The sequence below is a fragment of the uncultured Jannaschia sp. genome (assembly GCF_947494055.1).
Taxonomy (GTDB): Bacteria; Pseudomonadota; Alphaproteobacteria; order Rhodobacterales; family Rhodobacteraceae; genus Jannaschia.
The window spans coordinates 66,785-82,974 of sequence record NZ_CANLTR010000001.1; the positions used below are offsets into that span (position 1 = coordinate 66,785).

Genomic DNA, 16,190 nt, shown 5'->3' on the forward strand with positions numbered 1-16,190 from the left:
TGACGGCGTCCATCCATCTTCCGGTCGCCTCGGCGGAACCCCGCTATGGCGAAATCCCGGGTTTGCTCAGGGACCCGAACGAGTGACGCCGGTCCAAGACCATTCACAACGTTACTTCGGGCCCGCGAACTGGAGCCTCCCGGGAATCGACACGATGGCCGATTTCCCACGCCCTGATCCCGTATGATCTGCTGTTCGCGTCCTCGACGACTTACCGCACTGCGCCGCCTCTTTCCTTCGCACATGCAGCATCTATGCTGCACGGCGACTGAGGCGCATCGGGAAAGGGTCTGCCATGCCGCTCAAGGGAAAGACCGTCGTCGTGACGGGATCGAATTCGGGCATCGGGCTCGGCATCGCAACGAGCTTCGCGGAGGCGGGACTCGACGTCGTCCTGAACTCCTATACCGACACCGACGAGGATCACGCCTTGGCCGAAGGGCTGGCCAAGGCGCACGGCGTGACGGTCCGTTACATCCAGGCGGACCTTTCGAACGGCGAGGCGGCGCGGTCGCTCATCAAGCAGGCGGGCGCCTGCGACGTGCTCGTCAACAATGCGGGCATCCAGCATGTCGCGCCGATCCAGGATTTCCCGACCGCGAGTTGGGACGCGATCATCGCGATCAACCTGTCCTCCGCATTCCACACCACGGCAGCCGCCCTGCCGATGATGCGCGCGGCGGGCTGGGGCCGGGTCATCAACATCGCGTCCGCCCACGGGCTGACGGCTTCGCCGTACAAGTCAGCCTATGTCGCGGCAAAGCACGGGATCGTGGGCATGACGAAGGTCGTGGCGCTGGAGACGGCGGAGGAGCCGATCACCGCCAACGCCATCTGCCCCGGCTACGTGATGACGCCGCTGGTCGAGGGGCAGATCCCCGACACGATGAAGGAATACGGCATGGACCGGGAGACGGCGATCCGCGACGTCCTCCTCGCCCGCCAGCCGTCCAAGGAATTCGCCACCGTCGAACAGCTCGGCGGCACGGCGCTGTTCCTCTGCTCGGACGCCGCGGCGCAGATCACCGGAACCACGATCAGCGTCGATGGCGGGTGGACCGCGCTGTGACCGAGGATCTGTTCACCGGCGAAGAGGGCGACGGCGCCCTGCCCGAGCGGCTCGAGCTCACCGACAAGTTCCTCGACGGCTCGATCTTCACCCGTGTCAGCCTGAAGGACGCGGTCGTGGCAGACAGCCAGCTGCAGGCCGCGCGGGTGGACGACGTGAACGCGGAAGGGATCGCGTTCGAGAACGTCAATCTCTGCCGCGCCCGCTTCCACGACGTGAACCTCTCGGGCGCGACGATCGACGCGGCGAACCTGAAGGGCCTCGTCATCACGAACGCCGAGATCGAGGGCATGACGATCGACGGGATCGCCGTGTCCGACCTGCTGGCGCGGTGGCGCGACGGATGACGCCGAAGCGCATCAATCTCGCGCTGCAGGGCGGCGGGGCGCATGGCGCGTTCACCTGGGGCGTGCTCGACCGGCTGCTCGCGGACGAACGTCTGGAAATCTCGGGCATCTCCGGCACTTCCGCCGGCGCGCTGAACGGCGCGGCGGTGAAGGCCGGGCTCGCGCGGGGAAGCCGCAACCTTGCCCGCGAATGGCTGGAGGCGATCTGGACCGGCGTCGGCGCGTTCACCGACGAGGTCTGGGCCCCCTGGTTCGAGGCGTTCTCGCCGATGGCGGTCAGCTACGCCACCGAGCTGTCGTTGGGCTACCAGTTCATCGACGGGATCAGCCGCTCGATCAGTCCCTACATGACGAACAGCATGAGCCAGGACGCCTTGCGGCGCCTCCTGGCGGGGCTCGACTTCGAGGCTGTCTGCGCCGCGACGGGGCCGGAATTCCATATCTGCGCGACCAATGTGCGGACCGGGAAGATCCGGCTCTTCACCCGAAAGGCGATCACGACGGAGGCCATCCTCGCCTCGGCCTGTCTGCCGACGCTGTTTCCGGCCGTGGAGATCGACGGGGAGGCCTACTGGGACGGCGGCTATACCGGCAACCCGGCGCTGTTCCCGCTCTTCGATCCGGCGTTGCCGCGCGACATCCTGATCGTGAACATAAACCCGCTGGTGCGGCCAGAACTGCCGGTGACGGCGCGCGACATCCAGAACCGGATCAACGAGATCAGCTTCAACACGTCGCTGCTGCGCGAGCTGCGGGCCGTCGAGTTCGTGCAGCGCCTCGTCCATTCGGGCAAGATCCCAGAGGGCTCGATGAAGGACGTGATCGTCCACATGGTCTCGGACGACCACCTGATGCGCCAGCTTTCGGTCGCCACCAAGGTCGTGCCGAACCCGATCGTCATCCACCAGCTCCGCAACGCCGGATCGGCGGCGGCCGAGGCGTTCCTCGACCGCGATTTCGACGCGATCGGGACGCATTCCACCGTCGACCTCCGCGAGATGTTCGTCTGAGCCGGGTCCATACCGGAACCCCCGTCCGCGGCCCGCGTTCTGCCGACACGCAACCACAGGAGGACCGTATGAGCCGCCAGGATTTCGAACAGGACTGGGTGCCGTACCGCGACGCGCTGATGAGCCGCTGGCCACAGCTGAGCGATTCCGACCTCGAGGATGCCGACGGCTCCACCGCCGAACTCGCCAAGCTTATCGCCGCGCACGAGGGAACGTCGCCCGGCGAGGCGCAGCAGGCGCTGCACGAATTCCTCGGCGGCCCGATGCCGGCCGATGCCTATGCCGACCCGACGCATGACGACGCGGCGGTGCGCGAAAGCGAGGGCTACATCCCCGCGGGCGAGGATGCGCTGGCGGACGACCGGCGCTTCGGCGACGACGACCGCGATGACAACCCGGTCGGACGGGACCGATGACACGGACGCTGACGATACTCCTCGCGCTGGCCGTCGCAGGTCCGGCGCTCGCCCAGCGTGTCGATCTGAACCGGACCTACGACCCTGATTACCTCTGGTACGACGGCCCGACGACCACCCGTGCGGGCGAGGCCCGGATGCGGATCGTCTTCGCCGGGCGCGAAGGACAGGCTGCGCTGACCCCGAACCAGTACTGGTACTACGAGCAGGTCTACCGCGAACACCTCGCGCGCTTCTCCTTCGCGATGCCCGTCGCGCAAGCCGCGCCGCGCGCCCGCCACGCGGCCTTCCGCGACGTCGTGCTGCGCTATCCGGACATGGCGGTCACGGGGTTCGACCTCGAACCGATCGACGGGGGGCGACTGGCCCCCTCTTTCTAGGCGGCGATCCCTGCAGGGGCGCTTCGAGCGGTGCCCTCGTGCCGCCCCGGCATCCGGCCCGATCCCCGGCGCGGCGCCTCATACCGGAAAACGTCGGGTCGCAAGCGGCGCGCCTGTCAAAACTCATGTTGCACGTCCGGACGCGTATGCCAGTGTATGCGCGACAGAGGACGAGGCGGACATGACGGAAACGATGCGGCTGGACGGAATACGCGCGGGACGGCTGGGGCCGGAGGATCTGGCGCGAAACTTCTCGGACCTGCATCCCCGCTTCACCGACCACGAGGCGCTGGTCGCCGCCGACCGGTGCTACTTCTGCCACGACGCGCCCTGCGTGACCGCCTGTCCCACCGACATCGACATCCCCCTCTTCATCCGCCAGATCGCGACGGGGATGGAGGACGCGGCGGCCAAGACCATCTTCGAGCAGAACATTCTCGGCGGCATGTGCGCCCGCGTCTGCCCGACCGAGACGCTCTGCGAGGAGGTCTGTGTCCGCGAGGTGGCCGAGGGCAAGCCGGTCGAGATCGGCCGCCTGCAACGCTTCGCCACGGATTCGATGATGGAAGCCGGGGAGCACCCCTTCGCCCGCGCCCCCGAGACCGGCCGGCGCGTCGCAATCGTCGGCGCCGGCCCCGCGGGCCTGTCCTGCGCGCATCGGCTGGCGATGCTCGGCCACGCGGTGACGATCTACGACGCGCGGGAGAAGCCGGGCGGCCTGAACGAATATGGCATCGCGCAATACAAGACGCCCGGCCGCTTCGCACAGGCGGAAGTGGACTGGCTTCTGAAGATCGGCGGCATCACGGTCGAAACCGGGCGGGCCATCGGCGAAGGGCAGACGCTCGAAGGGCTCCGTGCCAAACACGACGCGGTGTTCCTCGGCATCGGGCTCGGCGGGGTCGGCGCGCTCGGGCTCGAAGGGGAGGCGCTCGGCGGGACCGAAAACGCGGTCGACTTCATCGCCGCCCTGCGCCAGCACGAGGATCTGACGCAGCTTCCCATCGGGCGGAACGTCGTGGTGATCGGTGGCGGGATGACCGCGGTGGACGCCGCGGTACAGTCGAAGCTCCTCGGCGCGGAGAACGTGACCATCGCCTACCGACGGGCGCGCGACCGGATGCCGGCGAGCCGGTGGGAGCAGGATCTCGCGGCGAGCCACGGTGTCCGTCTCGTCTTCGGCGTCATCCCGCAAGCGTTGCACGGCAGCGACCGCCTGCGCGAGGTCGAGCTTGCCTATGTCGATCCCGACATGGCGCCAACGGGTGAGACGTTCCGTCTGCCCGCCGACCAGCTGTTCCGCGCCATCGGCCAGAAACTGGTGGCGGTGGAAGGGCTCTCGCTCGAGGGCGGCAAGATCGCCGTGACCGGCACGGGGCGCACCTCCGTGGAAGGTGTCTGGGCCGGGGGCGATTGCGCGGCGGGTGGCGAGGATCTCACGGTGACCGCGGTGGCGAAGGGACGCGATGCGGCGATGGACATTCACGCCGCCCTGACCGATGGTCGCGCATGAAAAAATCCAAGACAGTCACCCCGCCGAAACCCGCAGCCCTGACCGATAAGGAGCTTGCGGCCCGCAACGATGCCGCGCTCGCGCGCGTCGACATGATGGATGACCCCGCCAAGCTGCGGAACCTGATGGCCAATGCCGACCGTATGGGCGTCGAAAAGGTGCGCGACGCGGCCTTCCGGCGTCTGACCACCGTCCTCGCCAACGGGGAGCCCGGCAGCGTCGAGCATGATTTCTGGCAGACGATCCACGCCTTCGAGGAGCTTCTGAAGGACGCGCGCGGCAAGGCGGTGCGTCTGACCAAGACGCGGCAGAAGGTCACGCGTGTGGGCGAGCGCAAGACGCTCGCGGATTTCGCCGAGGCTACGAAGGAGACGCAGGGCTTCGAGATGCTGATGGCACGGCACATGCCCGAGCTCACCGGCGAGGCGATCATCCTGCGCCATCCCGATGATTTTGACGCCGCGACCCGCGACGCCGCGACCGCCCGTCTCGAGGGCGCGGGGGTGGATGTCGCGACGCTCGGCGCCTGAGGCGGGTCGATGCCGGAACTGCCCGAGGTCGAAACCTTCCGGCGGCGTATCGACGCGGGCGCACTGAACCGGACGGTCGCGGAGATCCGGCCGGGGAACGACATTACTCATGTCGAACTGCCGGACGCCGCGGCGCGGGCGCGGTTCGAGGGACACCAGTTCACGCAGACCCGACGACACGGGAAATACATCTTCGTCGGTTCCGCCTCCGGCCCGTGGCTGAACCTGCACATGGGCATGTCCGGCTCGGTCCGGGTCTACGACACGGAGGACGGCGATCCGGATTACGCGCGGCTTGTCGTGATCTTCGAAGGAGATCGCCGGATGGCGTTCCGCGACCCGCGCAAGTTCGGCTGGGTCCGCGTGATAGATGACCCCGATGCCGAGATCGCGCGGCTCGAGCTCGGCCCGGACGCACTGGAGATTGACGCATCGCAGTTCGCCGATCGGATCGAGGGACGCGGCGCGGTAAAGTCCGCATTGATCGATCAGGCCAAGGTGGCCGGGATCGGCAATCTCTGGGCCGACGAGACACTCTACCAGACCGGCATTCATCCCGACACCCGCGCCGGCGACCTGTCCGGGAAACAACGCGGCGATCTGCACCGGACCTTCGGCCGCATCCTCAAGGCCGTCTGCGACGTCGACGCGCATTACGCCGAACTGCCCGATCCCTGGCTCATCCACCGGCGGAAGACGGGCCATGAATGCGGCCGCTGCGGCGGGACCATCGAAAGCAGGAAGGTCGGCGGCCGCACGTCCTTCTACTGCCCCGACCATCAGGAACGGGCAACCTGACAGACCGACTAGAGAGGTGACGCCATGGCCGACCTGACGACCGACTTCGTGGGCATCCGCAGCCCGAACCCGTTCTGGCTGGCCTCCGCGCCGCCGACGGACAAGGAATACAACGTCCGCCGCGCCTTCGAGGCCGGCTGGGGCGGCGTCGTCTGGAAGACGCTCGGGGCCGAGGGTCCACCCGTCGTCAACGTCAACGGCCCCCGCTACGGCGCGATCTACGGCGCGGACCGGCGGCTGCTGGGCCTCAACAACATAGAGCTCATCACCGACCGCCCGCTCGAAACCAACCTCGAGGAGATGGCGCGGGTGAAGGCGGACTACCCCGACCGTGCGCTGATCGCCTCCATCATGGTCCCCTGCGAGGAGGCGGCGTGGAAGGCCATCCTGCCCCGCGTGATGGAGACGAACGCCGACGGGATCGAGCTGAACTTCGGCTGCCCGCACGGGATGAGCGAGCGCGGCATGGGCTCCGCCGTGGGCCAGGTGCCCGAATACATCGAGATGGTCACCCGCTGGTGCAAGCAATACTACGACCGGGCGGTGATCGTGAAGCTCACGCCCAACATCACCGACATCCGCAAGCCCGCCGCGGCCGCGAAGAACGGCGGGGCCGATGCGGTGTCCCTCATCAACACGATCAACTCGATCACCTCGGTCGATCTCGACCTCATGTCGCCGATGCCCACGATCGACGGCAAGGGCAGCCACGGGGGCTATTGCGGCCCGGCGGTGAAGCCCATCGCCCTGTCGATGGTCTCCGAGATCGCGCGCGACCCCGAAACCCACGGCCTGCCGATCTCCGGGATCGGCGGCATCACCACGTGGCGCGACGCGGCGGAGTTCATGGCCCTGGGCTGCGGCACGGTGCAGGTCTGCACGGCGGCGATGACCTACGGCTTCCGCGTGGTGGAGGAGATGAAGACCGGCCTCTCCCGCTGGATGGACGAGAAGGGCTACGCCACGCTGGACGACGTCGTCGGCCGCGCCGTGCCGAACGTCACCGACTGGAAGCACCTGAACCTGAACTACGTGACCAAGGCGCGGATCGACCAGGATCTCTGCATCAAGTGCGGCCGCTGCTACGCCGCCTGCGAGGACACGTCCCATCAGGCGATCGGCATGTTGCCCGACCGGACCTTCACCGTGATCGACGCGGAATGCGTGGCCTGCAACCTGTGCATCGACGTCTGCCCGGTCGAGAACTGCATCGACATGGTGCAGCTCGCCCCCGGCGAGACCGACCCGCGCACCGGCAAGGTGGTCGAGGCCGAGCCCGCCGACTGGACGATGCATCCGAACAATCCGAGCGCGGTGGCGGCCGAATAGGCTGGAAGCGGACGACCCGCACGCTAGTCGGCCGAAACGGCCGCCCCGGCGGCCCGTCCTCCACAGGCGGATCGGAATATGGACGTATCCTCCCTCGCCCGGGAGTTCATCACGCTCTTCGTGGTGATCGACCCGATCGGCACCCTGCCCGTCTTCTACTTCGCGACGGCGGGCGTGCCGTCGCATTTCCACCGCCGGATCGCGATGCGCGCGGTGGCCGTCGCGGGCGCGGTGCTGATGCTGTTCCTGGTCGCGGGCCAGCTCGTGCTCGAGGCCCTGGGCCTCAGGTTCGGGTCGTTCCAGATCGCGGGCGGGATCATCCTGTTCCTCTTCGCGTTGACCATGATCTTCGGCGAGTCGAAGCCCTCGCGCGAGATCGAGGAAGCGGGCCGCGACCACATGGAGGGCGCGGTCTTTCCACTCGCCATGCCGTCGATCGCCTCGCCCGGCGCCATGCTGGCGATCGTGGTGCTGACCGACAATCACCGCAATTCCGTGCCCGACCAGATCGTCACCGCGATGCTGCTGTTCTCCGTCCTCCTTATCACGCTCGCCGTCCTCCTCGTGGGCGCGCGGCTCAAGAAGCTGATCGGGACGACCGGTGCCAGCGTGATCAGCCGGGTGATGGGGATCGTCCTGGCTACGGTCGCGGTCGATGCCGTCCTCGGTGGGTTCGAAGCGCTCGACGTGATGCGCCTGCCGCCGGGTGGTCCGCTTTAGGCGAAGATCGCGTCTTACGGCATTGTCTTCATTGCACTCTGCCGGGATCAATTCTTCCAGTTGAAGACAGAACCCGCCGTCACCCGGCGCGCGCCATTGACCTCCCCCGACCCCGTGGTAGCGTTCCCGTCAACGCACGTGTCGGACATCAGGAGAGCAGATGACAGCCGCAGGACAGAACCTCCGGATCGATCCCGACCGCCTGTGGGACAGCCTGATGGAGATGGCGAAGATCGGGCCGGGCGTGGCCGGCGGCAACAACCGGCAGACCCTGACGGACGCCGATGCCGAGGGGCGCGCGCTCTTCAAATCCTGGTGCGACGCGGCCGGGCTCGAGACCGGGGTGGACAAGCTCGGCAACATGTTCGCGACCCGCGCGGGCACGAACGCTGAGGCCGATCCGGTCTATGTCGGTTCCCACCTCGACACGCAGCCGACGGGCGGCAAGTACGACGGCGTCCTCGGCGTTCTGGGCGGGCTGGAACTGATCCGGACGCTGAACGACCTGAACATCCGCACGAAGCACCCCATCGTCGTCACCAACTGGACGAACGAGGAAGGCACACGCTTCGCCCCCGCGATGCTGGCCTCCGGCGTCTTCGCAGGCGTCCACACGCAGGACTGGGCGGAGGCCAAGACCGACGCCAAGGGCGCGCGCTTCGGCGATGAGCTCGACCGCATCGGCTGGCGCGGCGAGGAGGAGGTCGGCGCGCGGAAGGACCGGATGCACGCGTTCTTCGAGCTCCATATCGAGCAGGGACCAATCCTCGAAGCCGAGGGCAAGGAAATCGGCGTCGTCACCCATGGGCAGGGCCTGTCTTGGACGCAGGTGACGGTGACCGGCAAGGAGAGCCACACCGGCTCGACCCCGATGCCGATGCGCAAGAACGCGGGCCTCGCGATGGCCCGGCTTCTGATCGAGGTGGAGGAGATCGCCCTGTCGCACGCGCCCCACGCGGTCGGCGCGGCGGGCCATATCGAGGTCCACCCGAACTCGCGCAACGTGATCCCCGGCCGCGCGGTCTTCACCGTCGACTTCCGCTCCCCGGACCTCGCCGTGATCGAGGACATGGAGGCGAAGCTCGCCCAAGCGGCCGAGCGCATCGCCGGCGAGATGGACATGGAGATCGAACTCGAGAAGGTCGGCGGCTTCGACCCGGTCGCCTTCGACGAGGGCTGCGTGACCGCCGTAAGGATCGCGGCCGAGCGTCTGGGCTACAGCCACATGGACATCATCTCCGGCGCAGGCCACGACGCCTGCTGGATCAACCGCGTCGCGCCGACGGCGATGATCATGTGCCCCTGCGTCGACGGGCTGAGTCACAACGAGGCGGAGGAGATCACGAAGGACTGGGCCCGCGCCGGCGCCGATGTGCTTCTGCACGCGGTGCTGGAGACGGCGGAGGTGGTGTCGTGAACATCCGTTTCGTCGCGGCCGTCGCGCTCGCCCTCTCTGCCTGCGCCCCCTCGCCCAGCGGCCCGGTCCCCGACCCGCAGGACTACGCCATCACCGAAGCGCCCGTCCCCTTCGCCGTGCGACAGCTTCTGCCACGGGGCGTGGTCGACCGGGACGTGCGGGTGGCCGACAATTGCTACGGCTACGTGTTCCAGGGCCGGATCTACCCGGTCCTGAACCCGCGCGGCACGCAATACTGCATCTGATATTCGAGAGGGTTACATGTCGAAGGTCATCAAGAACGGCACGATCGTTACCGCCGACCGCCAGTGGAAGGCCGACGTCCTGATCGAGGGGGAGCGGATCGCGGAGATCGGCGAGAACCTGTCGGGCGACGAGACCATCGATGCGAGCGACGCCTACGTCATCCCCGGCGGCATCGACCCGCACACCCATCTGGAGATGCCCTTCATGGGCACGACCGCGACCGAGACCTTCGAGAGCGGAACCTTCGCCGCCGCCGCGGGCGGGACCACCATGCTCGTGGACTTCGTCCTGCCGGGCGAGGACAAGCGCCTGTTGCCCGCCATCGACGATTGGGACCGCAAGTCGAAGGACCAGATCTGCACCGACATCTCCTACCACATGGCGATCGTCGGCTGGAACGAGACCATCTTCGAGGAGATGGAGACGGTCGTGAAGGAACGCGGGATCAACACGTTCAAGCACTTCATGGCCTACAAGGGCGCGCTGATGGTGGAGGACGACGAGATGTTCGCCTCCTTCAGCCGCTGCGCCGAGCTCGGCGCGCTGCCGCTGGTCCACGCCGAGAACGGCGACGTGGTGGCCGCGCTCCAGCAGAAGTTCCTGGCCGAGGGCAATACCGGACCCGAGGCGCATGCCTATTCCCGTCCCCCCGAGGTCGAGGGCGAGGCCGCGAACCGCGCCATCATGATCGCCGACGCCGCGGGCACGCCGGTCTACATCGTCCACGTTTCCTGCGAGCAGGCGCACGAGGCGATCCGGCGCGCGCGCCAGAAGGGGATGCGCGTCTACGGCGAGCCGCTGATTCAGCACCTGACGCTCGACGAGAGCGAGTACTTCAACCACGACTGGCAATACGCCGCCCGCCGCGTCATGTCCCCGCCCTTCCGCTCAAAGGCGCATCAGGACGGGCTCTGGGCCGGGCTCGCCTCGGGCTCGCTACAGGTCGTGGCGACCGACCACGCCGCCTTCTCCGATGAGCAGAAGCGCATGGGGCTGGACGATTTCACCAAGATCCCGAACGGCACCGGCGGTCTGGAGGAGCGGATGGGGATGCTCTGGACGCGCGGCGTGGAAACCGGACGCCTGACGCCCGAGGAGTTCGTCGCCGTCACGTCCACCAACATCGCCAAGATCCTGAACATCTATCCGATGAAGGGCGGGATCGTCGTGGGCGGCGAGGCCGACATCGTGGTCTGGGACCCGTCGATCCACCGCACGGTCTCGGTCGCGAACCAGAAGTCGATCATCGACTACAACGTGTTCGAGGGCATGGAGCTCCGCGCCGCCCCCCGCTACACGCTCTCGCGCGGCGAAGTCATCTGGGCCCACGGCCAGAACTCGCAGCCGCAGCCCGGCCGCGGCAAGTTCGTGCGCCGGCCCGCCTTCGCGAGCGCGCATACCGCGCTGTCGAAGTGGAAGTCTCTGAACACCCCGCGCAAGATCGAGCGCGACCCGCGGAACATTCCGGCGGGGGTTTAATGGCCGCTGATAGATATATTCAGACACGCTACAGTCAATACATTTACCAATCGGACCGGTCGATAGCGACTATGGTTCACGTTAGCGATCTAGCAACAGCCGCAGAAAAGCTCATGTCGTGGCCCAGTGAGGACGCGTCGGAAATCGCGAAAAGAAATGGTCCTTATTTAAGTACAGGGTCCGGTAGGGTAGACATCGATTCATTCAGGCCTTTATGCCTACGTCTTAGTTTAGAGAGCTCGGTTGTTGCGTCGCTTGTAGTTGGCAAGAATCCACCTGTCGATGCGCGCGGAGGTGTTCGGATACCAGCCTTGGAAAAAGAGATCGATCAGCCTACAGCAAATACAATAATTGCGCGTTCTATTATTGTCGAACAATTTGAACTTTTCAAGGAATTCGCGACGTGCGCTGGTGTTCCTTTCAATTTGAAATCTGCGAAAACCTACGACGGTATTTCGAAAGACTATCTCGCCCATCTCGTGCAATGTATTAACCGACGGAATGAGTTAGTCCATTATGACCAGTGTGTTCCTCCAAGTATCCGAGAGGGAGTGCAATACTACGTCTCATTACGTCAAATTGCAGGTGAAGCAATCGGTAAGCCCGAGCCTATGATAGATCGCCTAACTTATAAAACTAGTTGACTTAATGACAGTAATCTCTGCCCGTTCCCTCGACCTTACCTTCCAGACCGGCGACGGCGCCGTCCACGCGCTGTCGGGCATCAGTCTCGACATCGCCGAGGGCGAGTTCATCTCCTTCATCGGTCCCTCCGGCTGCGGCAAGACGACGTTCCTGCGTTGCGTCGCAGCCTTGGAGCAACCGACGGGCGGCAGCCTCACCGTCAACGGCATGACCCCGGACGAGGCCCGGCAGGCCCGCGCCTACGGCTACGTGTTCCAGGCGGCGGGGCTCTACCCGTGGCGGACCATCGGGCGGAACGTGACGCTGCCGCTCGAGATCATGGGCTACCCCAAGGCAGAACGCCGCGAACGGATGGAGCGCGTGCTGCGCCTCGTGGAGCTCGACCAGTTCGCGGGCAAGTATCCCTGGCAGCTTTCGGGCGGGATGCAGCAGCGCGCCTCCATCGCCCGGGCGCTGGCCTTCGACGCGCCGATCCTCCTGATGGACGAGCCCTTCGGCGCGCTCGACGAGATCGTCCGCGACCGGCTGAACGAGGAATTGCTGTCGCTCTGGGCCCGGACGAACAAGACCATGCTCTTCGTCACTCACTCGATCCCCGAGGCGGTCTATCTCTCGACCCGCATCGTCGTCATGTCCCCGCGACCCGGCCGCATCGCCGACGTGATCGAGAACCCCCTGCCCCGCGAGCGTCCGCTCGACATCCGCGACACGCCCGAGTTCCTCGCCGTCGCTCACCGCGTGCGGGAGGGGCTCCGCGAAGGCATGGCGGCGGCATGATCCGGTCCGCCGTGCCCGAGGACGCGCGAGCCTGCGCATCCATCCTCAACGACTGGATCGACGCGACGCCGTGGATGCCGCGCGTTCACCCGCCCGACGACGTGGAACGCCACTACCGCGAGAGCGTCCTGCCGCAGCAGCGCGTCTTCGTCGCCGAACATGACGGCCGGATCGACGGCTTCGTCGCGGTCGCCGCCGACGGCGAGACGGTGAGCGGTCTGTACTTGGCCCCGGAGGCGCGCGGACGCGGCCTCGGCCCGGCGCTGCTCGACGCGGTGCGGGAGGGTCCGCAGCGGCTCTGGACGTTCCGGACTAACGAGGGCGCCCGGCGGTTTTATGCCCGCGAAGGTTTCCACGAAGTTCGGCAGACCGAGGGCGACAACGAGGAAGGTCTGCTCAACATCCTGTTCGGGCGCGGGATATGACCGATACGCCCCTCTCCGCCCCCGGCGCCAGCGTCGGACGCTCCGGCCGCGTCGCACTGCGCCGGCTCGGCGCGGGGCTCTGGCCCGTCCTCGTGGTGGTCGCGGCGCTGATCGCGCTCTGGTATCTGGCCTGCATCCCGATGAACGCGCAGGGCAGCCTGCTGGAGGCCGAGCGGGCGGAGATCGCCGTCACCCCGCCAACCGCGGCGGAGCGCCGGGACATGGGGGGCTTGGCGTTGACCGCTGCCAATCCGACCGTCGCCGCCGCGGGCGCCTTCGCGCAGGACCGTCCGCGCCTGCCCGCCCCGCATCAGGTCGTGGCCGAACTGATCGACAGCACGATCGGCCTCCGCCTCACCTCGAAGCGCAGCCTCGTCTTCCATGCAGGCATCACGCTCGGTCCCACGCTCCTCGGCTTCGCCATCGGCAGCCTCGCGGGCATTCTCCTCGCCGTCGGCATCGTCCATAGCCGGGTCATGGACCTGTCGGTCATGCCTTGGGCCATCGCCTCGCAGACCATCCCGATCCTCGCCATCGCGCCGATGATCATCGTCGTTCTGAACTCGGTCGGCATCCAGGGCCTGCTGCCGAAGGCGATCATCTCGGCCTACCTCTCCTTCTTCCCGGTCACGGTCGGCATGGTGAAGGGTCTGCGCGCGCCGGCCGCTTCCGACCTCGACCTGATGCGGACATGGAACGCCTCGACCTTTCGCACGCTTGTCTCGCTCCGGCTGCCGACCTCGCTGCCCTACCTCTTCGCCTCGCTCAAGATCGCCGTGGCCGCCGCGCTGGTCGGCGCGATCATCGGCGAGCTGCCCACCGGCGCGGTCCGCGGCCTCGGCGCGCGGCTGCTGGCGGGGAGCTATTACGGCCAGACGATCCAGATCTGGTCGGCCCTCTTCGCTGCAGCCATCGTCGCGGCGGCGCTGGTGGCGCTGATCACGGGGATCGAGCGGCTGACGCTGCGGCGGATGGGGCTCGCGCGGTGAAGGCGGTCGCCATCCTCCTCGTCTGGGCCGCACTCTGGAGCGCGAACGTGCGGCTCGCGCGGAGCCGGACGGGCGCGTGGCTGGCGCCGGCGCTCTTCGGCCTGACGCTCCTGATCCTGTGGGAGGGCATCGTCCGCCTGTTCGACGTCCCCACCGTGATCCTGCCCGCGCCGAGCCAGATCGCGGGTGCCGTTGCCGACAACCTGCCCATCCTCTTTGCGGATTTCGTGCAGACGGTGCTGAAAGGCGCGCTGACCGGATGGCTGATCGGCTGCGGGGCGGGGGTGCTGGCGGCGTTGCTCGTGGCGCGGTCGGAGTTTCTGCGGCGGGGATTGCTGCCGGTGGGGAACTTCGTGGCGGCGCTGCCGATCGTGGGAACCGCGCCAATCCTCGTGATGTGGTTCGGGTTCGGGTGGGAATCCAAGGCCGCGGTCGTGGTGGTGATGGTGTTCTTTCCGGTCCTCGTGAACACGGTGGCGGGGCTGGCGGACACGGGCGCGATGCAGCGGGACCTGATGCGCACCTACGGCGCGGCGGCGGGGCAGGAACTGCGCTACCTACGCATTCCCTCGGCTTTGCCGTTCATATTCAACGGCTTGAAGATCGCCACGACGCTCGCCCTGATCGGCGCGATCGTGGCGGAGTTCTTCGGCTCGCCGACGCAGGGGATGGGGTTCCGCATCTCGACCGAGGTGGGCCGGCTGAACCTGCCGATGGTCTGGGCGACGATCGTCGTGGCCGCCCTCGCCGGCAGCCTCAGCTACGGGGCGGTCGCGCTGCTGGAGCGGTGGCTGACCTTCTGGCACCCCTCGCAACGGCGCTGACCCGGCGTGTTACCGCTGTGTTATGGCCGTGTTACGGCCGTGGCACGGGCGTGGGACGGGACCGAAAGGCCGCTACCGCCGGCCCGACGTCGCGGCGGGCTGGCATATCGATTTCGGCGATGCCATGCTTCCCGGAGCGGCCCCGGAAGCGGGCCGGACTCGAACCGACAGGGATACGATCATGAGAACGATGTTCGCGACGGCCGCGCTGGCCACGGCATTCGCAGGTGCGGCTGCCGCACAGGACGATTCCGTCACGCTGCAGCTCAAATGGGTCACGCAGGCGCAGTTCGCGGGCTACTACGTCGCGCAGGAGGAGGGCTTCTACGCCGACGAGGGGCTCGACGTCACCATCCTGCCCGGCGGGCCTGACATCGCGCCGAGCCAGGTGCTCGCCGGTGGCGGGGCGGACGTGATGGTGGACTGGCTGCCCTCGGCGCTGTCGGCGCGCGAGAAGGGCCTGCCGCTGGTCAACATCGCGCAGCCGTTCAAGACCTCCGGGCTGATGCTGACCTGCTGGAAGGATGCCGGGATCGAGGGGCCGGAGGATTTCCGCGGCCGCACGATCGGCGTCTGGTTCTTCGGCAACGAGTATCCGTTCCTGAGCTGGATGAGCCAGGCGGGCATCCCGACCGAGGGCGGGGAGGACGGGATCACCGTTTTGAAGCAGGGCTTCAACGTCGACCCCCTGTTGCAGCGGCAGGCCGATTGCATCTCCACGATGACCTATAACGAATACAACCAGGTGCTCGAGGCCGGCGTCACCGAGGACGAGCTGACCACCTTCAAGTACGAGGATCAGGGCGTGGCCACGCTCGAGGACGGGCTCTACGTGCTCGAGGAGAACCTCGAGGACCCCGAGTTCCGCGACAGGATGGTCCGCTTCGTGCGCGCCTCGATGCAGGGCTGGAAATGGGCCGAGGAGAACCCCGAGGAAGCGGCGATGATCGTGCTCGACAACGACGAGACCGGCGCCCAGACCGAGGAGCACCAGATCGCGATGATGCAGGAGATCGCCAAGCTGACCGAGGCCACCGACGGCGCGCTCGACGAGGCCGACTACCAGCGGACGGTCGACACGCTCCTCGCCGGCGGCTCCGACCCGGTGATCTCGCAGGAGCCCGAGGGCGCCTGGACGCACGACATCACGGACGAAGCGCTCGCCGAGTAAGGATGCGCCGCGCCGCCCTCTCGGGCGGCACGGGATCGGGGCGGGCGGATGTCTTCGGAGCTTTCCGCTTTCAGAAACGCTTCGATAAGAGGCTGAGGCCGCGAG

General features: G+C 67.2%; 19 protein-coding genes. All 19 read left to right on the plus strand.

Annotated features, from left to right (window positions below):
* Window positions 1–295: 295 nt before the first annotated feature.
* Window positions 296–1,069, plus strand: coding sequence for a 3-hydroxybutyrate dehydrogenase (locus Q1A87_RS00360; protein WP_299645897.1), 774 nt, complete (start codon window positions 296–298; stop codon window positions 1,067–1,069).
* Entirely contained in the window at window positions 1,066–1,416 is a 351-nt protein-coding gene (locus Q1A87_RS00365) for a pentapeptide repeat-containing protein (protein ID WP_299645899.1), read from the plus strand. The genes Q1A87_RS00360 and Q1A87_RS00365 overlap by 4 nt, the downstream gene beginning before the upstream one ends.
* Window positions 1,413–2,426, plus strand: a complete 1,014-nt coding sequence (locus Q1A87_RS00370; RefSeq protein WP_299645900.1) for a patatin-like phospholipase family protein — start codon at window positions 1,413–1,415, stop codon at window positions 2,424–2,426. The genes Q1A87_RS00365 and Q1A87_RS00370 overlap by 4 nt, the downstream gene beginning before the upstream one ends.
* Window positions 2,427–2,494: 68 nt before the next feature.
* Window positions 2,495–2,842 (plus strand): hypothetical protein, encoded by a 348-nt coding sequence (locus tag Q1A87_RS00375; protein ID WP_299645902.1) that lies wholly within the window; start codon window positions 2,495–2,497, stop codon window positions 2,840–2,842.
* Window positions 2,839–3,222, plus strand: a complete 384-nt coding sequence (locus Q1A87_RS00380; protein ID WP_299645904.1) for a hypothetical protein — start codon at window positions 2,839–2,841, stop codon at window positions 3,220–3,222. Before Q1A87_RS00375 ends, Q1A87_RS00380 begins: the two co-directional genes overlap by 4 nt.
* A 181-nt stretch (window positions 3,223–3,403) precedes the next feature.
* Window positions 3,404–4,735: an NAD(P)-dependent oxidoreductase gene (locus tag Q1A87_RS00385; protein WP_299645906.1), complete on the plus strand. Its 1,332-nt coding sequence runs from the start codon at window positions 3,404–3,406 to the stop codon at window positions 4,733–4,735.
* Complete coding sequence (locus Q1A87_RS00390; RefSeq protein ID WP_299645908.1) at window positions 4,732–5,265, plus strand: hypothetical protein; 534 nt, start codon at window positions 4,732–4,734, stop codon at window positions 5,263–5,265. The genes Q1A87_RS00385 and Q1A87_RS00390 overlap by 4 nt, the downstream gene beginning before the upstream one ends.
* Before the next feature lie 9 nt (window positions 5,266–5,274).
* Window positions 5,275–6,063, plus strand: coding sequence for a DNA-formamidopyrimidine glycosylase family protein (locus tag Q1A87_RS00395; RefSeq protein WP_299645910.1), 789 nt, complete (start codon window positions 5,275–5,277; stop codon window positions 6,061–6,063).
* A 24-nt stretch (window positions 6,064–6,087) separates the two neighbouring features.
* The gene (preA, locus tag Q1A87_RS00400) at window positions 6,088–7,392 is read left to right on the plus strand and encodes an NAD-dependent dihydropyrimidine dehydrogenase subunit PreA (RefSeq protein WP_299645912.1); all 1,305 of its coding nucleotides are present in this window, start codon (window positions 6,088–6,090) and stop codon (window positions 7,390–7,392) included.
* Window positions 7,393–7,470: 78 nt separating this feature from the next.
* The gene (locus Q1A87_RS00405; RefSeq protein ID WP_299645914.1) at window positions 7,471–8,112 is read left to right on the plus strand and encodes a MarC family protein; all 642 of its coding nucleotides are present in this window, start codon (window positions 7,471–7,473) and stop codon (window positions 8,110–8,112) included.
* Between the two features lie 160 nt (window positions 8,113–8,272).
* Window positions 8,273–9,529: a Zn-dependent hydrolase gene (locus tag Q1A87_RS00410; protein WP_299645916.1), complete on the plus strand. Its 1,257-nt coding sequence runs from the start codon at window positions 8,273–8,275 to the stop codon at window positions 9,527–9,529.
* A complete protein-coding gene (locus tag Q1A87_RS00415; RefSeq protein WP_299645918.1) occupies window positions 9,526–9,774 on the plus strand; it encodes a hypothetical protein in 249 nt (82 codons plus the stop codon). Before Q1A87_RS00410 ends, Q1A87_RS00415 begins: the two co-directional genes overlap by 4 nt.
* Window positions 9,775–9,790: 16 nt before the next feature.
* Window positions 9,791–11,254: a dihydropyrimidinase gene (gene hydA / locus Q1A87_RS00420; RefSeq protein ID WP_299645920.1), complete on the plus strand. Its 1,464-nt coding sequence runs from the start codon at window positions 9,791–9,793 to the stop codon at window positions 11,252–11,254.
* A gap of 311 nt (window positions 11,255–11,565) precedes the next feature.
* Window positions 11,566–11,898: a hypothetical protein gene (locus Q1A87_RS00425; protein ID WP_299645922.1), complete on the plus strand. Its 333-nt coding sequence runs from the start codon at window positions 11,566–11,568 to the stop codon at window positions 11,896–11,898.
* 4 nt (window positions 11,899–11,902) lie between these two features.
* The gene (locus Q1A87_RS00430) at window positions 11,903–12,676 is read left to right on the plus strand and encodes an ABC transporter ATP-binding protein (RefSeq protein WP_299645923.1); all 774 of its coding nucleotides are present in this window, start codon (window positions 11,903–11,905) and stop codon (window positions 12,674–12,676) included.
* Window positions 12,673–13,101 (plus strand): GNAT family N-acetyltransferase, encoded by a 429-nt coding sequence (locus Q1A87_RS00435; RefSeq protein ID WP_299645925.1) that lies wholly within the window; start codon window positions 12,673–12,675, stop codon window positions 13,099–13,101. Before Q1A87_RS00430 ends, Q1A87_RS00435 begins: the two co-directional genes overlap by 4 nt.
* Window positions 13,098–14,090, plus strand: coding sequence for an ABC transporter permease subunit (locus tag Q1A87_RS00440; protein ID WP_299645927.1), 993 nt, complete (start codon window positions 13,098–13,100; stop codon window positions 14,088–14,090). The genes Q1A87_RS00435 and Q1A87_RS00440 overlap by 4 nt, the downstream gene beginning before the upstream one ends.
* The gene (locus Q1A87_RS00445) at window positions 14,087–14,914 is read left to right on the plus strand and encodes an ABC transporter permease (protein ID WP_299645929.1); all 828 of its coding nucleotides are present in this window, start codon (window positions 14,087–14,089) and stop codon (window positions 14,912–14,914) included. The genes Q1A87_RS00440 and Q1A87_RS00445 overlap by 4 nt, the downstream gene beginning before the upstream one ends.
* A gap of 181 nt (window positions 14,915–15,095) precedes the next feature.
* Entirely contained in the window at window positions 15,096–16,085 is a 990-nt protein-coding gene (locus tag Q1A87_RS00450; protein WP_299645931.1) for an ABC transporter substrate-binding protein, read from the plus strand.
* Window positions 16,086–16,190: the final 105 nt, after the last annotated feature.